28 protein-coding genes are annotated in these 21,756 nt (G+C 40.1%); 13 read left to right on the forward strand and 15 right to left on the reverse strand.

The features are described 5' to 3' along the window. Position 1 precedes the first annotated feature (1 nt). The 7 genes from H6G06_RS02260 to mazE all read right to left on the reverse strand — a co-directional run bounded on the left by H6G06_RS02260 (position 2) and on the right by mazE (position 2,829). The gene (locus H6G06_RS02260) at positions 2-304 is read right to left on the reverse strand and encodes a hypothetical protein (protein ID WP_190556644.1); all 303 of its coding nucleotides are present in this window, start codon (positions 302-304) and stop codon (positions 2-4) included. Between the two features lie 145 nt (positions 305-449). After that, positions 450-650, reverse strand: a complete 201-nt coding sequence (locus H6G06_RS27965) for a type II toxin-antitoxin system VapC family toxin (RefSeq protein WP_338422900.1) — start codon at positions 648-650, stop codon at positions 450-452. A 236-nt stretch (positions 651-886) separates the two neighbouring features. Beyond that, complete coding sequence (locus tag H6G06_RS02270; RefSeq protein ID WP_190556646.1) at positions 887-1,177, reverse strand: hypothetical protein; 291 nt, start codon at positions 1,175-1,177, stop codon at positions 887-889. A gap of 179 nt (positions 1,178-1,356) precedes the next feature. Next, complete coding sequence (locus H6G06_RS02275) at positions 1,357-1,806, reverse strand: PIN domain-containing protein (RefSeq protein ID WP_190556648.1); 450 nt, start codon at positions 1,804-1,806, stop codon at positions 1,357-1,359. Between the two features lie 6 nt (positions 1,807-1,812). Beyond that, positions 1,813-2,142: a hypothetical protein gene (locus H6G06_RS02280; RefSeq protein ID WP_190556650.1), complete on the reverse strand. Its 330-nt coding sequence runs from the start codon at positions 2,140-2,142 to the stop codon at positions 1,813-1,815. Between the two features lie 110 nt (positions 2,143-2,252). Continuing rightward, positions 2,253-2,612, reverse strand: a complete 360-nt coding sequence (locus tag H6G06_RS02285) for a type II toxin-antitoxin system PemK/MazF family toxin (RefSeq protein WP_190556652.1) — start codon at positions 2,610-2,612, stop codon at positions 2,253-2,255. Further along, positions 2,599-2,829 carry a type II toxin-antitoxin system MazE family antitoxin gene (gene mazE / locus H6G06_RS02290; RefSeq protein ID WP_190556654.1) on the reverse strand — a complete coding sequence of 77 codons (231 nt, stop codon included), beginning with the start codon at positions 2,827-2,829 and terminating at the stop codon, positions 2,599-2,601. The genes H6G06_RS02285 and mazE overlap by 14 nt, the downstream gene beginning before the upstream one ends. Before the next feature lie 112 nt (positions 2,830-2,941). Here mazE and H6G06_RS02295 point away from each other — a divergent pair, with 112 nt between their 5' ends. Further along, positions 2,942-3,193 carry a type II toxin-antitoxin system Phd/YefM family antitoxin gene (locus H6G06_RS02295; RefSeq protein ID WP_190556656.1) on the forward strand — a complete coding sequence of 84 codons (252 nt, stop codon included), beginning with the start codon at positions 2,942-2,944 and terminating at the stop codon, positions 3,191-3,193. Next, positions 3,186-3,461 carry a type II toxin-antitoxin system RelE family toxin gene (locus H6G06_RS02300; protein ID WP_190556658.1) on the forward strand — a complete coding sequence of 92 codons (276 nt, stop codon included), beginning with the start codon at positions 3,186-3,188 and terminating at the stop codon, positions 3,459-3,461. Before H6G06_RS02295 ends, H6G06_RS02300 begins: the two co-directional genes overlap by 8 nt. 43 nt (positions 3,462-3,504) lie before the next feature. On the opposite strand, the gene H6G06_RS02305 is transcribed toward H6G06_RS02300, so the two are convergent. The 4 genes from H6G06_RS02305 to H6G06_RS02320 all read right to left on the reverse strand — a co-directional run bounded on the left by H6G06_RS02305 (position 3,505) and on the right by H6G06_RS02320 (position 4,982). Beyond that, complete coding sequence (locus tag H6G06_RS02305; RefSeq protein WP_190556660.1) at positions 3,505-3,714, reverse strand: type II toxin-antitoxin system HicA family toxin; 210 nt, start codon at positions 3,712-3,714, stop codon at positions 3,505-3,507. Further along, the gene (locus H6G06_RS02310; protein WP_190556662.1) at positions 3,711-3,911 is read right to left on the reverse strand and encodes a type II toxin-antitoxin system HicB family antitoxin; all 201 of its coding nucleotides are present in this window, start codon (positions 3,909-3,911) and stop codon (positions 3,711-3,713) included. Before H6G06_RS02310 ends, H6G06_RS02305 begins: the two co-directional genes overlap by 4 nt. Positions 3,912-4,140: 229 nt before the next feature. Then, on the reverse strand, positions 4,141-4,341 hold the full coding sequence (locus tag H6G06_RS02315) for a hypothetical protein (RefSeq protein WP_422387037.1): 201 nt from the start codon (positions 4,339-4,341) through the stop codon (positions 4,141-4,143). Positions 4,342-4,673: 332 nt separating this feature from the next. Continuing rightward, positions 4,674-4,982, reverse strand: coding sequence for a YkvA family protein (locus H6G06_RS02320; protein ID WP_190556667.1), 309 nt, complete (start codon positions 4,980-4,982; stop codon positions 4,674-4,676). A gap of 225 nt (positions 4,983-5,207) precedes the next feature. Between H6G06_RS02320 and H6G06_RS02325 the strand changes: the two genes are divergently transcribed. The 3 genes from H6G06_RS02325 to H6G06_RS02335 all read left to right on the forward strand — a co-directional run bounded on the left by H6G06_RS02325 (position 5,208) and on the right by H6G06_RS02335 (position 7,407). Next, complete coding sequence (locus H6G06_RS02325; protein WP_190556669.1) at positions 5,208-5,999, forward strand: MotA/TolQ/ExbB proton channel family protein; 792 nt, start codon at positions 5,208-5,210, stop codon at positions 5,997-5,999. After that, a complete protein-coding gene (locus tag H6G06_RS02330; protein ID WP_190556671.1) occupies positions 5,989-6,654 on the forward strand; it encodes an ExbD/TolR family protein in 666 nt (221 codons plus the stop codon). The genes H6G06_RS02325 and H6G06_RS02330 overlap by 11 nt, the downstream gene beginning before the upstream one ends. Positions 6,655-7,044: 390 nt before the next feature. After that, complete coding sequence (locus H6G06_RS02335) at positions 7,045-7,407, forward strand: phage holin family protein (RefSeq protein WP_190556673.1); 363 nt, start codon at positions 7,045-7,047, stop codon at positions 7,405-7,407. A 120-nt stretch (positions 7,408-7,527) separates the two neighbouring features. Here the strand turns inward: H6G06_RS02335 and psb29 are convergent, their stop codons facing one another. The 3 genes from psb29 to hemF all read right to left on the reverse strand — a co-directional run bounded on the left by psb29 (position 7,528) and on the right by hemF (position 10,724). Next, positions 7,528-8,235 (reverse strand): photosystem II biogenesis protein Psp29, encoded by a 708-nt coding sequence (psb29, locus tag H6G06_RS02340; protein WP_190556675.1) that lies wholly within the window; start codon positions 8,233-8,235, stop codon positions 7,528-7,530. Positions 8,236-8,727: 492 nt separating this feature from the next. Then, on the reverse strand, positions 8,728-9,186 hold the full coding sequence (locus H6G06_RS02345; RefSeq protein WP_190556677.1) for an anti-sigma factor antagonist: 459 nt from the start codon (positions 9,184-9,186) through the stop codon (positions 8,728-8,730). A gap of 494 nt (positions 9,187-9,680) precedes the next feature. After that, on the reverse strand, positions 9,681-10,724 hold the full coding sequence (gene hemF, locus H6G06_RS02350; protein WP_190556679.1) for an oxygen-dependent coproporphyrinogen oxidase: 1,044 nt from the start codon (positions 10,722-10,724) through the stop codon (positions 9,681-9,683). A gap of 361 nt (positions 10,725-11,085) precedes the next feature. On the opposite strand from hemF, the gene H6G06_RS02355 reads away from it, so the two are divergent. The 8 genes from H6G06_RS02355 to H6G06_RS02390 all read left to right on the forward strand — a co-directional run bounded on the left by H6G06_RS02355 (position 11,086) and on the right by H6G06_RS02390 (position 20,565). Continuing rightward, complete coding sequence (locus tag H6G06_RS02355; RefSeq protein ID WP_190556681.1) at positions 11,086-11,610, forward strand: SRPBCC family protein; 525 nt, start codon at positions 11,086-11,088, stop codon at positions 11,608-11,610. A gap of 153 nt (positions 11,611-11,763) precedes the next feature. Beyond that, positions 11,764-12,834: an Mrp/NBP35 family ATP-binding protein gene (locus H6G06_RS02360; RefSeq protein ID WP_190556683.1), complete on the forward strand. Its 1,071-nt coding sequence runs from the start codon at positions 11,764-11,766 to the stop codon at positions 12,832-12,834. 115 nt (positions 12,835-12,949) lie between these two features. Further along, positions 12,950-14,263, forward strand: a complete 1,314-nt coding sequence (rodA, locus tag H6G06_RS02365) for a rod shape-determining protein RodA (protein WP_190556685.1) — start codon at positions 12,950-12,952, stop codon at positions 14,261-14,263. Between the two features lie 165 nt (positions 14,264-14,428). Beyond that, positions 14,429-14,623 carry an NAD(P)H dehydrogenase subunit NdhS gene (locus H6G06_RS02370; protein ID WP_190556687.1) on the forward strand — a complete coding sequence of 65 codons (195 nt, stop codon included), beginning with the start codon at positions 14,429-14,431 and terminating at the stop codon, positions 14,621-14,623. 87 nt (positions 14,624-14,710) lie between these two features. Continuing rightward, positions 14,711-15,367, forward strand: coding sequence for an HAS-barrel domain-containing protein (locus H6G06_RS02375; protein WP_190556689.1), 657 nt, complete (start codon positions 14,711-14,713; stop codon positions 15,365-15,367). A gap of 257 nt (positions 15,368-15,624) precedes the next feature. Further along, the gene (locus tag H6G06_RS02380) at positions 15,625-17,796 is read left to right on the forward strand and encodes a cation:proton antiporter domain-containing protein (protein ID WP_190556691.1); all 2,172 of its coding nucleotides are present in this window, start codon (positions 15,625-15,627) and stop codon (positions 17,794-17,796) included. Positions 17,797-18,145: 349 nt separating this feature from the next. Continuing rightward, positions 18,146-19,081 (forward strand): UDP-glucuronic acid decarboxylase family protein, encoded by a 936-nt coding sequence (locus H6G06_RS02385; RefSeq protein WP_190556693.1) that lies wholly within the window; start codon positions 18,146-18,148, stop codon positions 19,079-19,081. Positions 19,082-19,173: 92 nt separating this feature from the next. Next, positions 19,174-20,565 carry a UDP-glucose dehydrogenase family protein gene (locus tag H6G06_RS02390; protein WP_190557230.1) on the forward strand — a complete coding sequence of 464 codons (1,392 nt, stop codon included), beginning with the start codon at positions 19,174-19,176 and terminating at the stop codon, positions 20,563-20,565. A 130-nt stretch (positions 20,566-20,695) separates the two neighbouring features. Here H6G06_RS02390 and H6G06_RS02395 read toward each other — a convergent pair whose 3' ends face one another. Continuing rightward, on the reverse strand, positions 20,696-21,490 hold the full coding sequence (locus H6G06_RS02395; RefSeq protein ID WP_190556695.1) for an LmeA family phospholipid-binding protein: 795 nt from the start codon (positions 21,488-21,490) through the stop codon (positions 20,696-20,698). Between the last annotated feature and the right edge of the window lie 266 nt (positions 21,491-21,756).

Consider the following 21,756-nt stretch of genomic DNA (forward strand, 5'->3'; position numbering starts at 1 on the left):
CCTAACAATTAATCATTTCTTCTAAGCTATCATCTAAAGTATCATCAATACCTAAATTATCCAGAATAATTGGATCATCAGCACAACTTCCTGCGGTTTTATTAATGAATTCTTGCCAGTCTAAATTGTGTTTTTCTGTGTTTATCAAAGTTGTTGGTTTATTGATTAAATTTTGACGAAATAAACGGACAATTTCCAATATTTCTGGTATATATTCTTCTGGAGTTTGGGCAATTTCTAATAATAAATCATTCCAGGGTGTAGTTGAGGATGTTTCTGTGATGACTTGGTGATTATTAATCATAAAATACTAGATTTGATTATTTTTACATATTATCAGTATATCAGATCAGAATCAGCAAGTGTAACTTACCCAAATAACGATACTTTGGGGGAGTTGAGGGAGTACGATAGCGAAGCGATCCGTAGGAATCGCTCTTCCAATATAATTAAACAACACTACGTGGATCAACAACTACAATATCCGAAAACCGTTTAAAATCATCAACATTAAATGTTAATAAATGTGTAATATTATGAGCTAACATAGCCGCTACTAAACGAGCATCATGTACCTGTTTTCCCATCACTTGATATTTAATAACAAGTGATTCCCACTCAGTAAAAATTTGTGGTGTATCCAACTCCAATATAAATATATTTTTAAGTTTTTCGCTTTCTTCTTCAGCTTGAGTGATAGATAAACCTAACCCATTTTTATCAAGAGGTCTTGTAGCAACAGCCCAAAATTCAATTATATTTTGTGGAATAATACATAAAAAATCACCTTGCTTTTTGAGCGTTAAAATTGCCCTTTAAGCATCAAGGTGCATGGGACTATTTTTTTGTACCAAACGCAGTAAAATATTAGTATCTACCAGATATTTCATAACATTTCATCTTCTCTGGTATAAATACTATCTCGACTAATAGCTGCATCTGAAAGTGGTGGTGCTACAGCAAAAGCAGGACTATTGATTAAATTCATTAGTGCTGTTTCCCAATCTTCCTCATTTGTTAATTGAGAAAAAGATTTTTCCTCTTGATTTTTCAAACTATCTTCAATCAAAGATTCAAGATAAGATTCAATTGATAAACCTTGTTTAGTAGCTTGGGTAATCAGACGATCTTCTATTTCTGGTTTTAATTGTAGTTGTATAGTTTTATATTGTTTCATATTTTTAGATTCTAGTTAATTACTATCAAGTAAATGATGATTAACTTGATCTATTAAAAGTATATCAGATTTAAACACCGAAAGTATGGCTGTTTGGGAAGTTGGAGGGAGTGCGATAGCGAAGCTGACCGAAGGTATCGCTATTTGGGAAGTTAAGGGGATGCGATCGCTCTCACCTTTTAAATTTCTCCCCATTCTCTAGCATCAGTAAAAAGAGAAAGATGCTTTTTATTACTCGTGGCAATAATTACCTCATGATCATAATTAGCAACTAAAATAGATTGAGCATCTAAAATAACATCACCATCCAAAGCTTTATTATCTGCTGTAGATTTACCTTGATTTCTCGCTTTAGCCCATAATTCTGCTGCTTTTAACATTACTTCTGTGGTAATAGGAAGATAAATAATTTCTGCTTTCAGTTGATTAAGTTTTCTAATTCCTGATAACTTATTTGCTCTTAATAATTCCCGTCTAATTTCATAATCTATAATTTCTGGTAAAATGACTTCATAACCTCTGTCAAAAAGACTATAAAACCATTCTTGACATTGCACAGCTAGAGGATTTCCTTTAGGATTAGTAATTAATCCCACAGGTGCAGAATCTAAAAAAATAACCTTACTCATTTTATTTTAAATTGAAATACCATTCATAGATTCAATAACTTCTAAAGTTTCTTGTTGTTCTTGTTGATCATCTGATTCATTCCATGATTCAAACAATCTTTTAATATTAGCTTTTCTGTGTTCTTTTTTAATCACATCACTTTCATTAATCTCATTAATAGCATTTTCCCAGTTCTTTAAAGATGTCTGTTTAATCGTCACACTTTGACGAAATAAACGGACAATTTGCAGTAATTCGGGTATGTATTCTTCTGGAGTTTGGTCAATTTCTAGGAATAAATCATTGCGGGGTGTTGCTGATGATTTAGCTGTAATCGATTGGGGATTGTTAATCATAAAATCCTAGATTTGATTATTTTTATATATTATCAGTATATCATATCAGAATAAGTAATGTTTGAAATTTCTAACCTGTGATACGTATGGTGAGCTTCGCTATCGCAAATTTAAACCCCAAACCCCAAAACCACATCCAAAGCATTCCTAATTTCTTCCCAATATTCAGCTTCTAAAATCCCCACCAAACCCAAAACACGACGATAATCTACAGCACGAATCTGAGCAACATCAATAAAACGATCTTTATCTAATCCATTAGTTGCTGTTGCTTTGACATTGACAACATAGGGAGCTTGCTTACTTCCTGGTCGAAATGGCATCACAATTGTTAATAATCCATATTGATTCATAATATCATTTTGAACTATTAAACAAGCACGGATTTTTTGTGCTTCTGCTCCTAAAGCTGGATCAAGATTTACCCAGCGAATTTCTCCCCTTTGATAAGTTAAATTACCCTCTGGCATTAATACCATCTCCAGCGACATTATCCCAAGCAGAAATCTCATTTTGATATTCTAAATCTTTCGCATCTTCTTGGAGTGCTGCAATTATTTCTGTCTCTAAAATTTTGCGTCTTTGTTCTGCTAATAGTGCGTTAATATAGGCACTACGATTACCTTTTGCTTGCTGATCAATAAATCTGAGAATGTCTTCTTCTAAAGTAATTGTGACTTTAATCATGAGAATTATCTATTTATCTTACCACATCATCATACTATATTTTTGTACAATTTGTAAAAAATAGACAAATAATCTATAATCTTATGTAACCCTATAAATTTTGTGAGGCGCTATGTCTGTCATCAGTGCAAGTGAAGCGCGTGCTAATTTTCCCGATATTATGAACCGTGCAGAATATCGTGGAGAAAGAATTTTAATTCAGCGTCATGGTAAACCTGCGGTAGCGATAATTAGCATTGAAGATTTAAAACTATTAGAAGCAATAGAAGATGCAATAGATTCTGCTAAACTACGACGTGCAATAGAAGAAAACGAAGGATTTACCACCATAGAAGAAATAATAGCAAAACGCCCCAATGAGTGAACGTTATACATTGAGGATTGCTAAAACAGCAGAAAAAGACTTATTAGACTTGCAACCAAAACAATATAAACAAGTTGTATCAAAAATACTCTCCCTTCAGGGTAATCCTCGTCCTCAAGACTATGCAGCTTTAAAAGGTTATCAAGGTGGTTATCGTATTAATCAGGGTGAGTACAGAATTTTGTACACCATTGATGATGATAATAAATTAGTTGAGATTTTTCGGGTTGGTAAACGTAATGATGACGAAGTTTATAAAAATTTGTAACTTGATCGCTTTTTGGGAAGTTGAGGGGATGCGATCCACGAAATTAATCTAAATCTTCTTCAATCAAACCAGCATCTTTCAAAATACTTCTGAGTGTACCCATCGGTAAATCACGATTACCATGAACAGGGATAGAAAGAATCACACTCATACCTTCCTTAACATAGATATGATGACTACCTGTGATCCTTTTTAGATTCCATCCATAACGTTCAACAATCTTACACAGAGACTTACCAGAAACCGATTTCATAAAGATAGCTCAATCAACTGTTTTTGTGGTTCAATTTCTTCTTGCTGACTAGCAACTTCTAACCAACCTTGAACAGCATCTTTCAACATTTCTAATAAATGTTCGTAGCTTTCACCCCATGTATGACATCCTGGTAAAGCTGGTACAGAACCACACCATACACCATCTTCTTCCCAGATAAGTGCTTTTATTTTCATAGCCAATTCCTTGAACTAGGGATATTTTACCGTAGAGGCAGTCAGACGTACCCGCTTAATAAAGATGAATAATCGCGCTCCTCTGTGTTTTCTGTGTCTGATCTGCGATCGCTCTTCCTTTGCGACTTTGCACGAAAAAAAGCGATAGCGTAGCTCACCGTAGGTATCGGCTACAAAAATTTTTTTTGCATAATCGCTTTATAATCAACCTTGGTTTACAACCAACTACCTACTTTTTTTCTTCCACTTCCCGCAGTTTCCGTTCTGTCCGCTCATAAGGATTTGTCTTAGGTTTCCAAGTGGGAAACAGACCAATGAAAAAATTATTCACCGTTGTTCGTGTCTGAGTACTAGCTTTCCCGACTGCACCTGGAAATACCTGATCTCCTCCTGCCACAAACAGCACAAAGCCAATAAATATGATAGGCATATACCGTTTCATGTCTAAATCCCCTCGCAGAATGCAATACTAATGGCAAAATTAACCTTTACAATCCCTAGTATGCCCAAAGGGTTAGCCGAAAACGACATCTGGCATTAAGAAATATTAAGTAAAATTCAGGAGTCAGTAGGGGTAAAGCGCAATGCTAAACCCCTAAAGAAGTCAGAATATTTGCCAAATCAGGACAGGAATATAGAGGGGGGAATTTTTCGATTATCAAATGTAGAGCAAAAACAAATATTCCCCTCTTTAGCAACACAATCAATTATCAACAGACAGTAAAAGCTGGAAGTGGATGAAATTGTACTTTGTAGCTAAAACTACTTGACAGAAACAGCATCAACATCAACAGTATTATTTTTATCTGTAGATGCAGAATCATTGCTGCCACTTTCCACATGACCTTTACGAGTTTTCCAACCGTCAATTACTAATCCAGAAACTTCTGAAACTAGTAATGTCAAAAGCAAAAGATCATCAATCTGACCAACAACAGGGATAAAATCGGGAGCAATATCAATAGGGCTAACAAGATAAGCTATTGTGCCGATAATTACCCACCAACGATATTTGGGATTACGCAGTACATTGCGATACCAAGTGTAAAGCGATTGAATTGAGAAACTCATATTTTTAACCTCTAGTACCTGCAATTAACTTTTATTTTGGCAAATAATCCTCTAAACTCCCGGTGGGAATAACCGCCCTATTGTGTATAGAAGATGGTAATCGTCATGCTTTGTTAACTGCTTACCTAGCGATAGAGTAGGTGAGTGTGGTAATGGTGCATTAATCTTTAAAATTAAAATGCCCTAGCATAGTTGCTCTAGTGATGGAAAGAGGAAACCTACAAAGTGGATATTTTAGATCTGTTTAATAAGGGCGGTCCAGCCATGTGGCCTTTGCTGGTGCTGTCAGTCCTATCTTTGAGTGTAATTTTTGAGCGTCTCTGGTTCTGGTTACGGATTTTGACGCAGGAAAAGGAAATAGTTGAGCGCGTCCTTGATGCTGCTACTGAGAATTGGGAAATAGCTACGGAAATCGCCCAAAAAGCCATTGATCAACCGATTGGGCGTTTTCTCTATGCACCCCTACGCTTACAAAAAAGTGATGCCGAAACCTTCCGACTAGCCTTAGAGTCCACAGCAGCAGAAGAAGTAGCAGGGATGCGGAGAGGAGAAAAACTCTTAGAATCTGTTATTGCCCTGTCCCCGCTGTTAGGATTATTGGGTACGGTTTTAGGTTTGATACAGTCTTTGCGCTCAATTAGAATTGGTGATTTGGGAACTGAATCTACAGCTGGCGTAACCACTGGGATTGGCGAGTCTTTAATTAGTACCGCCGCTGGGTTAATAGTTGCGATCGTCACTTTGGTATTTTATCGCCTGTTTCAAGGTTTTGTTGTCAACCAAGTCAAAGTTTTTAATAAAGCTGGCAATGATTTAGAGTTGCTTTACCGTCAGTCTCCACCAGACCCTAATAAAAGTACATCAGGAATTGTACGGGAACCTGCACGGGAAAGTTTTACTTCACCCCGTAAGCAACGCAAAAACAATTTGACTCACACCCCAGAACCTGCTCCAGAGAAAACAGCCCCAAAAAATCCCCTACCTAACTCACCACCAGAGCTAGAAAATGAAAGTTAACCTACATACTCCCATTGAAGAAGTTCAAATTCAAATCATCCCCTTAATTGATGTCGTTTTTTGTATCCTGACTTTTTTTCTGTTAGCAGCGTTGCAATTTACCAGACAACAGGCAATTAATGTTGATTTACCCAAAGCCAGCACAGGGACAACTTCTGCTGCCAGTTTACAGAGCAAAAGTAATATATTGCCTGTAACTATCGATGCTGTTGGTCAAATTTACATTGAAAAAGATCCTGTTAGAGGGGAGGAGTTGGAAGCACGTTTAAAGCAGTATATCCAAGCCAATCCTGATGGTATTTTGGTGCTGAATGCGTCCCGCACAGCAACTTATAATGATGTCATTCAAACATTAGATTTGCTCCGACAAGTGGGAGGTAATCGTGTGTCTTTGGGAATTATTCCTGGACCTTCTCAACCACTGACAAATTTACCAAACTTTTCTACTACCCCGGTTGTGCCAATACCTAACACTGTACCAATTCCGGGAAGTGATCCACAAAATAATTTTAACCCTTCTCTGCCCTCAGCCCCAAATCCATTTCCTACACCGGGGCAAGGTATCAATCCTGGTATGTCGCCAATAGTTCCCAACGACAGCGCCCCCCAAGTGCCTGTAGTACCGCAAAACGGCAATTCTGCACCGAAAAGGTGACACAATTTTTCTCAAATTTTCTAGGTCTAAATTCCCCCAAACCCTTTTGAATAATATGGGTTAGGGGGAATTTTATTTTTAGCAATATCAAGAAAATTTAGATAAACCTAAAGATATCCAAAATAAATACCCTCTAGAGAAAAAACCTCTGCTAATTTATAAATAATTGGTTAAGCTACAAAGATTTTCCTATCAATAGGCCAAGTCATTTATTGCGTAAGCTTTCAGTTATCAGCCTATGCCTAACGGCACGCTGCGCTATCAGCAGTCAGCTTTTTAAAGCTTACGCCTAAACTCACTATTTGAGAATCTACGGATTTATCAAACATCCTGACTCCTGACTTCTTAACTTTATCGCCTATCGCCATTTACGTTTCAAGGGTTGCGGCAATGAATATTGTGACACTGTTAATTGTTTGGATAGTCACGTCTATCAGCTTGTGGATTATTAGTAAGTTACCTTTGGGGGTTGAAATTGATACTCCAGGGAAAACTGTTTTTTCCGCAGCAGTTCTTGGTATCATCACGGCATTAGTTAGACCGATTTTAGGCATAGTCTTTACGATACCAAATTTAGTCACCTTTGACTTATTATCTGGTATCTTCACGTTCATGATTGCCGTTGTTTGTTTTAGTATTGCTGCCTGGTTAGTAGAGGGTTTTCGCTTACGTTACGGTATTTGGAGTGCTATTTTAGGAGCTTTTGCACTCACCCTTATTAACAATATAATCTACAAATTGTTGGGTGTCTAAAGGTAATAATTGCAGCAACTGGAAATAAATGACATTAGTTTGTAATTGATGATTCGTAATTCGTAATTTTTGGATTTGCAACCTTTAATTACGAATTACGAATTACTCATTACGAATTATTTAATCATTGGTACTGGGGGGAGCGACTGGGGTGCTGGCTTGTTTTTGACGCTGATCGCGCTTTTTCCGATCCGCTGCCAGCATATCTGCCATCACTATCAGTGCCTGTGCCATCTTATCTAGGTTAGAGCGATATAGCTCTAAATCCTTAGTAAGTTTGTCTTCAGATAGGTGTAAACCTTGAGCGATCGCTTTTAGCGCCTCATTACGTTGCTGATCATCTTTGACCAGTTCCGAATCTGCCAGTTCCAATAAGGAGAATAAACCAATGGCAAACAAGCGGCTGTATTTAAAATTAGGATTGTGAGCGATCGCTTGCAGTTGTGCTTGCAAATCAGCATCTTGATCTAATTGAGTAGTTTGGCTAAACCAAGCAATTAAATCCTTAGCTGGCAAAATCTGAGCTACAGCTTGCAATCTGGCCGCATCTTGTCGATAGCGTTGTGGATCTTGCTCTACAGCCTGAATTATGGCGTTAAAAATCGATGTTTGATCCTGTTCCGGTTGATAGCCTTGCATGAAGCGGTCAAAAGTTGTGACAACCCCCAAGGCATAAATTGGATTGTAGCTAAAATCAGCATTTACTGACAGCAGATGCATTTCCACCATCAACTCTTCCACCACCCGACGGTAAATAGTGTTGATTGGACGGGTATGAAGATTATAGAAAGTTCGCTTTGTATCAGAGACAGTACGGACGTTATTCACAAAGAAAATGTTAAGGGCGACGTATTTTTATTTTCTCGTTTAAAGGCTACTTTGCCAAGCTATGCAGGAAATGGCTAACTAATTAATTGTTTCATTTCTTCAATTGACAGGCAAAATGCCTGTCCTACAGAAATAAGCTGTTAAGCTTACAAATTGCACTTTTGGGCTGATGGGGAGATGGGAGATAACAAGGTGGGGAGCGAGTTTACTCAAAAATCAGAAATTGCAAATTAATTATGGGAGCAGCAGCTTATTTATATTTTTCTCACTCCTTTTGTTAACCTGCCTGCAAAGACAACGAAGGGGATTTTTGGTTCACTGATCCAAGTTATTTGATAGCGTAGCGTGGCGTTAGCCATAGTTGTTACCAGATTAAAAATTATACTTTGTTTCCCACGCTTTTTGAATTTCAGTAAGCCGTTTTTACAGGGAATATTCTGGGAAAATTTTCAGGATTTTCTGGTAATTCTCTTGAGTTTATTCATCTGCTAATTATGGCACAAAGCGATCAGATTGGGAACTTAATTCAGGAAATGTGCTAGTGTCTTGAGTATTTTGATGTCTTGGATTAGAACTATTCTTGTCGTAATTGACTAAGTCGGGGAATAATGTTGCTAAAGCTTCGTCTTCAGTTTCAAAGATTTCAAATACTGTATCCATCATTGTTACCTCAAAGACAAGTTTGGCATCTGGATGAACATTGCAGATGCGGAAACTGCCCTTAGCTTTATCAGCATCACGCATTCCAGCGACCAAAGAGGTAAGACCCGAACTATCAATAAAATTTACCTCTCCCAGGTTCACAAGTACATGACGACTCAGTTTAGAAATACACTCTTGTAACTTCAGACGAAATTGCCAAGCAGTGGTGATGTCTAGACGACCTGTTGGTTTCAAGACAATCACAGTATTCCCGTCTTGGGTTGAATATGTTTTTTGGTCTATATTCACTGTATTCTCCGTGATATTGTCCTGAAATAAGCTACTTTTTATACGAACTTTATAGAGCTAAAAAATTCACCACTCATAGTATCAAGAATTACCAAAATTTATCGATCTGACGCTGGAGATGAGCAAGCTACAGCTACAAATGGGACACTTTAACTCAATGCCTGTATTTAGTAGTTTAACTCACTGAAACAATGCTGAGTATCCAGATTGAGTAGATTATAAATTTATCTATGGAGGCTGGGTTTGGGGAATTGTCGGTTCCTTGGTGAATGGAACTTACGAGTTCTCTAGAGAGAAAAAAGTGCATCTTTTCTCAGAAAAAAAAGTGACTATTTGCCCAATTATCCTTTGATAAGACCTAAAAACTCAGAAATATTTCCCTTCATCCTATCTCCTCAACCCTGTCCAAACCCTTGATTGCTCATCCAAAAGCTCAAGTCCTGTCTACTTCCTCTAGCTAAATGTGTGGAATTTTACCCAGCCTAAAACACCGATTACTGTTGATTTATTGTCCAGTTTATCCAATCTTGTGGCTTCAGGAAAGTTTCATACAGTTCCGCTTCGGGAGAATTGGGTTCTGGTTGGTAGCCATATTCCCAACGAACCAGAGGTGGTAGGGACATGAGAATGGATTCTGTGCGTCCATTGGTTTGCAGACCAAAAATTGTTCCTCGGTCATAAACCAAGTTAAATTCTACATATCTTCCCCGACGGTATAGCTGAAAATTCCGTTGGCGATCGCCATATTCTATTCCATGTCGGCGTTTGACAATTGGCTCATAAGCTGGCACAAAAGCTTTTCCACACTCTTGTACCAAAGCGAATAACTCTTCCCAAGTGCGTGGAGGTAAAGCTCCCACTTGGTTACTGTAAATAGCCGCTTCCCCATTGGGGTTAGGACCTCTATAGATAGAACCTTGACCATCTTGGTAATCCAAAAACAGTCCCCCAACACCCCGTGTTTCATCACGATGCTTAAGGTAGAAATACTCATCACACCAGCGTTTAAACACTGGGTAATACTCTGGGTGATGTTGATCGCAAGCCTGTTTCAGAGTTTGATGGAAATGAGCCGCATCTTCAGCAAAGGGGTAATAAGGTGTCAAATCCGCACCACCACCAAACCACCAAACTGGACCTGCTTCAAAATAGCGGTAATTTAAATGGACTGTGGGTACATAAGGATTACGAGGATGTAACACCAACGAAGTACCTGTTGCATAAAAACCGTGTCCTGTCGCTTCTGGACGTTGGGCTAAAATTGACGGAGGGAGATGGGAACCCCAAACTTCAGAAAAATTTACACCCGCTTGTTCAAAAATTGCGCCATCACGCAGTACACGCGATCGCCCACCACCCCCTTCTGGACGCTCCCAGCTATCTTCCATAAACTTACCAACACCATCCAATGCTTCTAAAGCCTGAGTAATTTCGTCTTGTAACTGTTTCATAAACTGACTGACTCTAACTTGAGCGTCAGGTGCTGGAAGAAATTTGGATGATTCTGCCAGAGTGGGGGTTTGCGAGTTGGTCAACATAGATTCCCGAACCTAAAATTACAATTTCTGTGAAAGCTACAAATTTTCATTTTAAAAATTTGTTGGCACTTGGAGCCAAAAACTTAGCTCAATTTGCCAAAACTGCTTTTTGTTAGTCGTCAAAACCAATTGAGGATCTTGACTAGAGCTATTTTCCCTCAAATGCGTATAGGCTTCTATATTCATTAAGTTTCTTTGCAATTATTGTGGAGACAATTCCTCTATCAACACCAGACCTTAGAGAATTAGTCCACAAAGCAGCCGATTTTCTGTATGGTATCTGTTGTGAGTAGATAGCTTGACTCCAATTTTCCCAGATACCAGAGTAACCAGACAGATTGTAGCCAGGAGGATTAGGACAGTGCAGAATTGGTTATCCAAATTCATCCACCGCAAACGTCGTCGGTTTTGCGCTTCTCTGGTGCGGACTTATCGAGAGATCAGTTTTGCTTCTGTAGATGAACTGTGGCATAAAGTAGTTGATTTGACAGATGTTTCCTGGCATCCACTACTCAAAAGTACCAACGTACCATTAGGATTGGTACCCAAACCCGGATTAATTTTCCAAGCAATGACACGCTTTTGGCCGATTCCGATCCAGATATTTGTAGAACGCGTAAATCCCAAACAGATGCTTAGTATCCGTGTGTTGGCAATTCCTGGTATTGAGGAACGAATCACATACCAAGTAGAGTCAACGGTTTGTGGCAGTTATTTATCTTATTCTGTAACACTACGCGGTTGGTTATCACCTCTAATTTGGTCATTTTCCCGTCCTTATGTTGATCGAGTAGCACGTTCCCTAGTCGAATCCGTAGAAAAAGCAGCACTGCAAGCAGTTTCAGGCAAGAAGAAAGCCCTAGATGACAGTTGTTTTGATTTTTAGGTCAGTGATCAGTTGTCAGTTGCTATTCCAAAATCCAAAATCCAAAATCCAAAATCCAAAATCCAAAATCGGATGTCCCAAGAAAGTTAAGATTCAAGTAGGTGAAAATGAAAATTTTTTAAGCTTTATTAAGGCGGCAACGGTATACACGCTATGTATGATGTCCTCAATTCCCAGTCAGTCCTAGAAGTATTGCGACCAGTCGAAGATCCAGAGCTTCGCAAAAGTCTGGTAGAACTGAATATGATTCGCAATGTAAAAATTGACAGTGGCAAGGTTAGCTTTACTTTGGTGTTGACCACTCCCGCCTGTCCCTTGCGAGAATTTATTGTCGAAGATTGTAAAAAAGCTATTCAACAACTGCCTGGTGTGACAGATATCAGTGTAGAAGTGACAGCAGAAACACCCCAACAAAAAAGCCTACCTGACCGTACTGGTATTGCTGGGGTGAAAAATATTATTGCTGTTTCTAGCGGCAAAGGTGGTGTTGGTAAAAGTACAGTGGCGGTAAATGTCGCCGTTGCTTTGGCACAAACAGGGGCGAAAGTCGGCCTGCTGGATGCGGATATTTACGGACCTAATGACCCCACCATGTTAGGTTTGGCTGATGCTGAAATTACTGTTCGCTCTACAGAAACGGGGGACATTCTGGAACCTGCGTTTAATCATGGGGTCAAGTTAGTCTCAATGGGCTTTTTGATTGACTGTGATCAGCCAGTAATTTGGCGTGGACCAATGCTGAATGGAGTAATTCGTCAGTTTCTATATCAGGTGCAATGGGGAGAACTTGATTATTTGATTGTGGATATGCCACCAGGAACCGGAGATGCTCAGTTAACTTTAACCCAAGCTGTACCAATGGCAGGAGCAGTAATTGTCACCACACCGCAGAATGTAGCACTGTTAGATTCCCGCAAGGGTTTGCGGATGTTCCAGCAGATGAATGTCCCGGTACTGGGAATTGTGGAAAATATGAGTTATTTTATTCCCCCAGATCAACCGCATAAACAATATGACATTTTTGGTTCCGGAGGTGGTTCAAAAACAGCAGCAGAATTAGAAGTACCACTATTGGGATGTGTACCTCTAGAAATTTCTACTAGGATTGGTGGTGACAGTGGTATACCCATAGTGGTTGCTGACCCAGATTCAGCTTCTGCCAAAGCCCTAAAAGCGATCGCTCTGGCTATCGCCGGGAAAGTATCAGTTGCTGCTCTGACATAAGGCAGAAAGCAAGAGGGAAGAGGCAAAAGGCAGAAAACAGATAATATTTCTCCCCTGCTCCCCTACTCCCCTGCTCCCCTGCTCCCAATTAAAAGCTCAAGTCGTTATTCGCACAATGTTGTTAAAACGTTCGCTCCCGAAAATCCGCTGGCAATATTGGGTTAAGCCCTGGCAGCAAATAGATTGGCTATTATTTTGTCTACCTGTTGCTGCCAGTATGTTTGGCGGACTTATGATCCTTAGTACAGAACTCAATCAGCCAGTGACTGATTGGTGGTGGCACTGGCTTGTTGCGGGCATTGGCTCAATCATAGCCCTATTTTTGGCTCGTTGCCGCTATGAAAACCTGATTCAGTGGCACTGGATAACTTACGCTCTGACTAACTTCAGCCTCATAGTGGTCATGATTGCTGGTACAAGTGCCAAAGGCGCACAGCGATGGATCAGTATTGCGGGCTTCAATGTCCAACCTTCGGAATTTGCAAAAATAGGCGTAATTATCACCCTAGCAGCTTTGTTACACAGGCGTACTGCTTCCTCTTTAGATAGTGTTTTCCGTGTCTTGGCAATTACAGCTGTTCCTTGGGGATTAATATTTTTACAGCCAGATTTGGCTACTTCGCTGGTGTTTGCGTCTATTGTTTTGGGGATGCTGTATTGGGCAAATGCTAACCCTGGTTGGTTGATCCTGATGATTTCCCCTGTGGTTTCCGCTATTCTCTTCAGTATATCCTGGCCTTTGTCAGAACCTATTGTGTTATTCAAAGAACTAACCTTTAGTCCGTTGGGTGTATTCTGGGCTGGTGCTATGGGTATTCTAGGGTGGCAAACTTTACCGTGGCGCAAATTCAAAATTAGTGCGATCGCCTCTTTTAGTCTCAATATGTTGGGTGGTGAATTAGGCGTTTTCGCTTGGAATCATGTATTAAAAGAATATCAAAAAAACAGACTAAGTGTATTTATCAACCCTGAACATGATCCCCTTGGTGCTGGTTATCACTTAATACAATCTCGCATTGCTATTGGTGCAGGGGAAATTTGGGGATGGGGGTTGTTCAAAGGTCCAATGACTCAATTAAATTTTGTGCCTGAGCAGCATACAGATTTTATTTTCTCTGCCGTTGGTGAAGAATTTGGGTTTATTGGTTGTTTAATAGTGCTGTTGGTTTATTGTTTAATTTGCTTCCGTATCCTTCACGTAGCTAAAACCGCCAAAGATAATTTTGGTTCGCTGTTGGCTATTGGTGTTTTATCCATGATTATTTTTCAACTAATTGTTAATGTGGGTATGACCGTTGGTTTAGCACCTGTGGCTGGAATTCCCCTACCTTGGATGAGTTATGGTCGTTCTGCTATGCTGACTAACTTTATTGCTCTGGGAATAGTAGAATCTGTGGCTAATTTCCGCCAACGTCAAAAGTATTATTAAATTAGGTGACTCTTGACAGGTGAGCCACTGCGGTGGAAGGGTTTCCCGGCATAAAGGAGGCAGTAGTTATCTTTCTTCTGCCTCTTGCCTGTTGCCTATTACCTCTGACAACTAACAATCAACTAATATTAAGCTAATAATAGAGAATAAATAGAGGGTAAAAACATGATTCTGCCTGGAGCAACTGTTCGCATCAAAAATCCCGCAGACACATATTATCGGTATGAAGGACTTGTGCAACGGGTAAGTGATGGCAAGGTAGCTGTACTGTTTGAAGGTGGTAACTGGGATAAAATAATTACCTTCCGCTTACCAGAATTAGAACTCGTAGACACCACAGGCAAGAAAAAAGGAAAATAATTCTTTAGTCATTATTCAGTTGTCATTTGTCACTAGTTGATAAAAGACAGATGATAACTGATAATTGTTAACTGATAACTGATTTCCATGCGTCTACCTTTACCACAATTTGCTATCGGCGATCGCCATCCTCACCATATTGCGGAGGTAATCGAAACCACAACTACCGAATTTTTGGCACAGTGTCTAGAACCAGAAGACTTGAGTTTTCCTGCTATGCCACCTTTTGGCAGTTGGGTTTGTGCTATAGATGAAGAGTCTGGTAATCAAATCTATGCTGTGGTGTATCATGCCACGACTATGCCTATAGATTCTGTACACCGGGCTAGGGCTTTGGGGTTGTCCTTGCAAACCCTGCGCGAGGAACAACCCCAGATATTTGCTATGCTCAGAACTGAATTTCGGGCTGCAATTGTCGGATTTGAGCAGCAGTCACAAAATCTCAGTTATAACCAAGGAGTGTATCAGTATCTCCCACCACGCCCGCCCCAAATTCATCAGGCAGTTTATCGCTGTCAACCAGAAGCGATCATCAGGTTCACCGAAAAACTAGATTTTTTACGGACACTACTTTTGATTAATGGTGCGCCCGTAGAATCTTTGGCTGCATCTGCTATTCGCGAAGTTTACCAGTTACGCAAAACTGACAGAGAATGGCTGATTAAAGCTGGTCGGCATCTCAGTGTCCTGCTAAAAGATGATTATGATCGTCTGCGTTTTATTTTGAGTCAAATACACCCATAGGTATCAGTTATTAGTTAACAGTAAACAGTTACAGCCGCAGTCAGCAGTAAAACCCTCTTGGGGCATGGAGGCTAGTAACTGTAAATAAATTTTGTACTGCATTTACCTGCAATACCTACCCCAATACGCAAAATCAGTCATGACGCGAACTAACTCGACACAGAACATAACAATAGAGGTAAAGCAATTATATAGAAGCAATTAATCAATATATGATTCAACACAGCGATGAAACTGGTAACTGATAACTGCTTTACATGATACCACTTGTATTAAAATTTCTGACTTTAGACCCAACCTCCCAAGTTCTCGGAAAGGAACCAATTGTTCCCTTGGCTATTTTACTTTTAGTCATTCTTGTTATACCTATCCTTTTTGAACGGCTAAGACTTCCAGCATTAGTGGGTCTGGTTTGCTCTGGAGTGGTACTTGGTCCATCTGGTTGGCGCTTATTCGAGCCAGAAACGCCTATAATTACTTTCCTATCAAACATTGGGTTAGTTTATCTAATGTTTATAACCGGATTAGAATTTAATATCCAACTTTTCCGTCAACAGCAAAGTCGTTCCTTGGTATTTGGTGCTTTCAGTTTCAGTATACCCCTGATACTAGGAACATTAGGAGGACGATTTTTGGACTTTGGTTGGCATAGTTCAATTTTAATGGGGTGCTTACTAGCCTCTCACTCCCTGGTGGCATATCCGATTATCAGTCGTTTGGGAGTAGTAAATAATAAGGCTGTTACTATGACAATGGGAGCCACTATTTTTACAGATATTGGCACACTGTTAATATTAACTGTTTCTATAGCCAGCTTTCATGGTGGAGCATTCAGCTTTGCTCAACTAGGGACTATCGTAGGCTGGGTAATAATATACTTCTTGATAGTTTTAGTCGGTTTTGATTGGGCCAGCAAAGAATTTTTCCGCCAATCTGGGGACGATGAGGGTAATAAGTTTTTATGTGTGTTGATGTCTGTATTTTTGTCCCTTGTCATTGCTCAATTGATGGGTTTAGAAAAAATTGTAGGCTTTTTCTTGGCGGGTTTGGCGGTAAATGAAGCTATAGGCGAAGGACCGATTAAAGAAAAATTAGTATTGATTGGTAGTGCGCTATTTATTCCCATTTTCTTTATTGATCTGGGCTTAACTATTGATTTACCTGCCTTCTTTAATGGATACAGCACAATCAAGTTATTATTATTAATTTTTGTCAGCTTGATGTCCAGCAAATTTATGGCATCTGTGTTGGCAAAGCTGGTTTACCGCTATAGCTGGCAAGAAACACTAACTATTTGGTCGCTATCTATTCCCTTGGTAGGTACGACATTAGCGGTGGCCTTAGGGGGATACCGATCTGGGTTACTGCCAGTAGAGGTATTAAACAGTGTCATTATCTTAGTGGTGATTACAGCGACTTTGGGACCCTGGCTGACAAGTTTAATGGCTGGAGGTGCTGTGGGTTTGACTTGTTCATCAGTGGTAGCAGCACCAATAATTAATTTGTCTGAGCAGCCGATAGAATCAGCACACAGTAATTTTACCATAGTCGTACCTGTCCAAAATCCCCAAACTCAAAAATATTTGATTGAAATGGCGGCATTATTAGCCTGTCAATCCCAGGGAAAAGTTTTACCATTAGCGATCGCTCATGCTACGGCTCAAATGGATGCGCCCCAGTTAGATGTTGCTTGGCAGCGCAGTGAAAAGTTATTGGCAAAAGCCACAGAACAAAGTCGGATATTGGGCGCTAAAGCAGAACCATTACTGAGAATTGATGATGCTTTTGCTCCAGGAATCTGTAGGGCGGCTCGTGAACAAAAGGCGAATTTGATTCTCATGGGTTGGGGTAAACGTACTGGTTTGAGAGCGCGTTTATTAGGTAATGTGATTGATAACGTGTTTTGGGCTGCCCATTGTCCAGTAGCTGTGGCACGTCTGGTAGAATCACCAAAAAGAATTCAGCGCATCCTCGTGCCGATAGAAAACTTAATCACGCCAACACTAACGCCTGTAGAATTTGCTCAGACCTTGGCAGATGCCAATCAAAGCCAAATTACTGTGTTAAATATTTGTGATCGCCGTACCAGTTCTAGTCAAATTGCTGCTAGGCGATCGCATCTCTCCCAATTAGTATCTAAATTGGCTGTGCCAAATCCACCGGAAATTCAAATTATCACTCATGAAAATGCTGCTCAAGCGATTTTACAAGCTGCAAGATTGTATGATTTAGTAGTATTGCCTTTTATCCGCAATCGTACTAGTCCTGGAGGATTAGCCATTGGTGATGTCACAACCGAATTAGCTAGGCAACTCACTTGCTCAATTATCATTCTTGGAGAGCCACAACAGAATCACAAACTCGTTTTGTCAAAAATAGCAGAAGTCAGGAGTCAGGAGTCAGGAGTCAGGAGTAAAACCCTTTTGTAGTCGGAGTTTCATTATCAATGGATGTCCTAACCACCCTGTCCATGGCTATAGTATCCCCACTAAAACAGCGGTTGTGCAGAAATACTAATTACCATTTTTAGGGATGTATTCATAGTGACATAATAAAATGTTTATAACAAACTTTATATTTTGTTGAAGATTTGATGAAATATAACTAAAAATTCCACATTCATTAGAAGATAAACAATAATTTTGTACAGTAACTGTAGAAGAATCACCTAATCTACGGAGAATTATTTTCGTTAATTATGTATTTTTGTACCGAAGCTGGATAATCTAAAAATAAGGATAATACTCCTGAAAATACCTGTAAAATAACTAAGAAACTATGAGAATTTTGGTGACTGGCGGTGCTGGGTTTATTGGTTCCCATCTGATCGACCGACTAATGGCTGATGGACAAGAAGTCATATGCTTAGATAACTTTTATACAGGACATAAGCGTAATATACTCAAATGGTTAAATAACCCTTATTTTGAGATGATCCGCCATGATATCACCGAGCCAATTCGGTTAGAAGTGGATCAAATCTATCATTTGGCTTGTCCCGCATCTCCTGTACATTACCAGTACAACCCCATAAAAACAGTTAAAACTAACGTGATGGGAACACTGAATATGTTGGGATTGGCTAAACGGGTAAAAGCTAGATTTTTGTTGGCTTCTACCAGTGAAGTCTACGGAGATCCAGAAGTCCATCCCCAAACAGAAGAGTATCGAGGTAGCGTCAATACCATTGGTATCCGTTCTTGCTATGACGAAGGTAAAAGAATTGCGGAAACTTTGGCATTTGACTACTATCGAGAAAATAAAGTCGATATTCGGGTAGCCAGAATATTTAACACCTATGGTCCACGGATGTTAGAAAACGATGGTCGGGTCGTCAGTAACCTTGTTGTGCAAGCATTACAGGGTATTCCTTTAACTGTCTACGGTGAAGGTACACAAACTCGTAGCTTTTGCTATGTATCTGACTTAGTTGAAGGTCTCATGAGGCTAATGAATGGTGATTACATCGGACCTGTGAATCTGGGTAATCCTGATGAATACACCATTTTAGAACTGGCGCAGACTGTACAAAACATGGTAAATCCAGATGCAGAAATTAAGTTTGAACCCCTACCTTCAGATGATCCCCGTCGTCGTCGTCCTGATATCACCAAGGCCAAAACTTGGTTAAATTGGGAACCTACCATTCCTTTGCAAGAAGGGTTAAAACTGACAGTAGAAGATTTTCGTAAACGTATCAAAACTAATGATTAGTCGGTAGCCAGTTGTCATTAGTCATTGGTTAACAAATGACTAATGACTGATGAGCAATGACTGATGACAAGAAAGCAAGGAGCTTAAAAAAAATGCGTGTTTGTGTAATCGGGACTGGTTATGTAGGTTTAGTGACAGGTGCTTGTTTGGCTCATATCGGCCATGATGTCATTTGCATAGATAACAACGAAGAGAAAGTAAAATTAATGAAATCAGGGCAGTCGCCAATTTTCGAGCCTGGACTCTCGGAAATTATGCAATCTGCCATTAATAGTGGAAATATTCAATTTTCTTCGGATCTGGCTGCGGGTGTTGCTCACGGAGAAATTTTGTTTATTGCTGTGGGAACTCCTCCATTACCTAATGGTGAAAGTGATACCCGTTATGTAGAAGCTGTAGCTCGTGGTATTGGAGCTAATCTCAATGGCGGTTATAAAGTAATTGTTAATAAATCTACTGTACCCATCGGTTCTGGTGATTGGGTGCGGATGATTGTGTTAGATGGCATTGCTGAACGCCAGAAAACATTGATATCCGCAGGTGGTTCATCTGTTGAGGAGAAATTACCTGAGATTGCTGCTCAGTTTGATGTTGTGAGTAATCCAGAGTTTCTGCGGGAAGGTTCGGCTATGTACGACACCTTTAATCCTGATCGGATTGTTTTGGGGGGGAATAGTCAACAAGCTATCGGGATGATGAAGGAACTCTATACCCCCATTGTGGAACGCAAATTTGCTGCTGATACATCTTTACCTCCTGTACCGGTGTTGGTGACAGACTTGAGTTCAGCAGAGATGATCAAATATGCCGCGAATGCCTTTTTGGCAACCAAGATTAGTTTTATTAACGAAGTGGCGAATATTTGCGATCGCGTCGGTGCAGATGTTACCCAGGTAGCAAAAGGTATCGGTTTAGATTCCCGCATTGGTAACAAGTTCTTACAAGCCGGTATTGGTTGGGGTGGTTCTTGCTTCCCCAAAGATGTCTCCGCACTCATTCACACAGCCGATGATTATGGCTATGAAGCCCAACTCATGAAAGCCGCAGTGAGTGTCAATGAACGCCAACGTTTAATTGCTTTGGAAAAACTCCAACAGGCTCTGAAAATCCTGAAAGGTAAAACTGTTGGACTACTCGGCTTGACCTTCAAACCAGATACGGATGATTTGCGCGATGCTCCAGCATTGAACCTAATTGAGCAACTCAACCGACTGGGTGCTAAAGTCAAAGCTTATGACCCAATTATTTCCCAAACTGGTATGCGCCATGGTCTTTCTGGAGTATTGGTAGAAACGGATGCCGAAAGACTTGCTGATGGCTGTGATGCTTTGGTACTTGTTACTGAATGGCAACAGTTCAGCACGTTGGACTATGCAAAAATGGCAAAGTTGATGAACCACCCTGTGATGATTGATGGTCGTAACTTTTTAAACCCTGAAGCCATGGTCAGGGCTGGATTCCAATATATAGGTGTTGGCAGATAACTGGTGATTGGGGACTGGTGATTGGTGATTGGTGATTGGGAAAGAAGGGAACAGGGAACAGAGTTTTTGACTTTTGACTTTTGACTTGATTGTTTCTTCCCAGTCCCCAGTCCCCAGTCCCCAGTCCCCATTAACCGCTTTTAGGAATTCTTTCTATTTCTGCATATCCACTAAAAATCAATCTTTGACCTTCTGTTTCTAAACGATTAAGTCGCATTTTTACGCCATCCAGGTCAAAGCGGTCTAAATCGACCATATTGTCCAAAATTCCCACCAGTGCAATGCTTAAATTTTGGGAAATTTCGCGTTGTGCTTCTGGTACTTGCTCAAGTTCAATTCTTGGATCTTTGAAAGAAACCCGTCGCCGTTTTTCAATACCTATACCAAGAGTCATACTCAGAGGTATGAGTTCACCGTTGTTTAGATCGGCTGTAGCCACAAGATGCAAGCGATTTCCCGGCAATAACTGTATTTGAACTGCGGTAAAGGAAACTAGTTCCCCACCAGATATTTCTGTTAAAGCTGGTTCAGAAAGGTTGAGCAGCCGCTTTTTAACCAATTCTGCACCAAAAGCTTGATTAATACCTGCTTCTGATAATATTACTTGTGCTACCGCTTGGGTGGGTTGCTTGAGGCTAAGTTTTCCACTCAAAACTGAGCCAAAGTCAATGGCCACCGCATCGGTTTCAAAAGACATTTCCTCTACTGCGAAGTCTTTGCGGATTACTAAGCCACGACCGTTCATTTTAAAGCTATCAATGCTGCCTTGCAACAGTTTGCTGGAGGGATAGCAGCGCACAAAGACTTCTACTGACTCGCTCATGCTAAACAGGTGGCGAATCGTTTGGCTCGCGACTGTGTTGAGCATCCGCTCTCCCCAATCGCTGCCTTTGGGATCGGTTAAACCAGTAAGTCCGCCTAACATTAGGTTTTGGGTCTCTAGAAGTTCTTTGTACTTTTGTAACAAATTGTGAACAATACTGCAAGCGATCCCCAGATTTATTGTTCTGATAGGTGTGAGCAGGATAACTGATTGCTCATGGCTAAATGTGTCCGATATTACAGTATTTGCTATAAGAACTTCAGATTTAAATTTTTTAGCATGAAATTTAGTACAAATTTTAGTACAAATTAAATGTATGCGATCGCTCTCTTTTCATTCAGCACAAAATTGCCATGCCTGTGGCAGGC

Origin of the sequence: Anabaena sphaerica FACHB-251, from assembly GCF_014696825.1 — a bacterium.
Classification (GTDB): Bacteria; Cyanobacteriota; Cyanobacteriia; order Cyanobacteriales; family Nostocaceae; genus RDYJ01.

Excerpts from the sequence above, each read along its gene's own strand:
- mazE (WP_190556654.1), bottom strand. The coding sequence starts at position 2,829 with ATGATTAAAGTCACAATTACTTTAGAAGAAGACATTCTCAGATTTATT.
- H6G06_RS02285 (WP_190556652.1), bottom strand. The coding sequence starts at position 2,612 with ATGCCAGAGGGTAATTTAACTTATCAAAGGGGAGAAATTCGCTGGGTA.
- H6G06_RS02315 (WP_422387037.1), bottom strand. The coding sequence starts at position 4,341 with ATGCCTATCATATTTATTGGCTTTGTGCTGTTTGTGGCAGGAGGAGAT.
- H6G06_RS02260 (WP_190556644.1), bottom strand. The coding sequence starts at position 304 with ATGATTAATAATCACCAAGTCATCACAGAAACATCCTCAACTACACCC.
- H6G06_RS02300 (WP_190556658.1), top strand. The coding sequence starts at position 3,186 with ATGAGTGAACGTTATACATTGAGGATTGCTAAAACAGCAGAAAAAGAC.
- H6G06_RS02330 (WP_190556671.1), top strand. The coding sequence starts at position 5,989 with ATGAAAGTTAACCTACATACTCCCATTGAAGAAGTTCAAATTCAAATC.
- H6G06_RS02295 (WP_190556656.1), top strand. The coding sequence starts at position 2,942 with ATGTCTGTCATCAGTGCAAGTGAAGCGCGTGCTAATTTTCCCGATATT.
- H6G06_RS02280 (WP_190556650.1), bottom strand. The coding sequence starts at position 2,142 with ATGATTAACAATCCCCAATCGATTACAGCTAAATCATCAGCAACACCC.
- H6G06_RS02385 (WP_190556693.1), top strand. The coding sequence starts at position 18,146 with ATGAGAATTTTGGTGACTGGCGGTGCTGGGTTTATTGGTTCCCATCTG.
- H6G06_RS02390 (WP_190557230.1), top strand. The coding sequence starts at position 19,174 with ATGCGTGTTTGTGTAATCGGGACTGGTTATGTAGGTTTAGTGACAGGT.
- H6G06_RS02270 (WP_190556646.1), bottom strand. The coding sequence starts at position 1,177 with ATGAAACAATATAAAACTATACAACTACAATTAAAACCAGAAATAGAA.
- H6G06_RS02360 (WP_190556683.1), top strand. The coding sequence starts at position 11,764 with ATGTATGATGTCCTCAATTCCCAGTCAGTCCTAGAAGTATTGCGACCA.
- H6G06_RS02375 (WP_190556689.1), top strand. The coding sequence starts at position 14,711 with ATGCGTCTACCTTTACCACAATTTGCTATCGGCGATCGCCATCCTCAC.
- H6G06_RS02310 (WP_190556662.1), bottom strand. The coding sequence starts at position 3,911 with ATGAAAATAAAAGCACTTATCTGGGAAGAAGATGGTGTATGGTGTGGT.
- H6G06_RS02395 (WP_190556695.1), bottom strand. The coding sequence starts at position 21,490 with ATGTTAGGCGGACTTACTGGTTTAACCGATCCCAAAGGCAGCGATTGG.
- H6G06_RS02320 (WP_190556667.1), bottom strand. The coding sequence starts at position 4,982 with ATGAGTTTCTCAATTCAATCGCTTTACACTTGGTATCGCAATGTACTG.
- H6G06_RS02275 (WP_190556648.1), bottom strand. The coding sequence starts at position 1,806 with ATGAGTAAGGTTATTTTTTTAGATTCTGCACCTGTGGGATTAATTACT.
- rodA (WP_190556685.1), top strand. The coding sequence starts at position 12,950 with ATGTTGTTAAAACGTTCGCTCCCGAAAATCCGCTGGCAATATTGGGTT.
- H6G06_RS02335 (WP_190556673.1), top strand. The coding sequence starts at position 7,045 with ATGAATATTGTGACACTGTTAATTGTTTGGATAGTCACGTCTATCAGC.
- H6G06_RS02380 (WP_190556691.1), top strand. The coding sequence starts at position 15,625 with ATGATACCACTTGTATTAAAATTTCTGACTTTAGACCCAACCTCCCAA.
- H6G06_RS02305 (WP_190556660.1), bottom strand. The coding sequence starts at position 3,714 with ATGAAATCGGTTTCTGGTAAGTCTCTGTGTAAGATTGTTGAACGTTAT.
- H6G06_RS02370 (WP_190556687.1), top strand. The coding sequence starts at position 14,429 with ATGATTCTGCCTGGAGCAACTGTTCGCATCAAAAATCCCGCAGACACA.
- hemF (WP_190556679.1), bottom strand. The coding sequence starts at position 10,724 with ATGTTGACCAACTCGCAAACCCCCACTCTGGCAGAATCATCCAAATTT.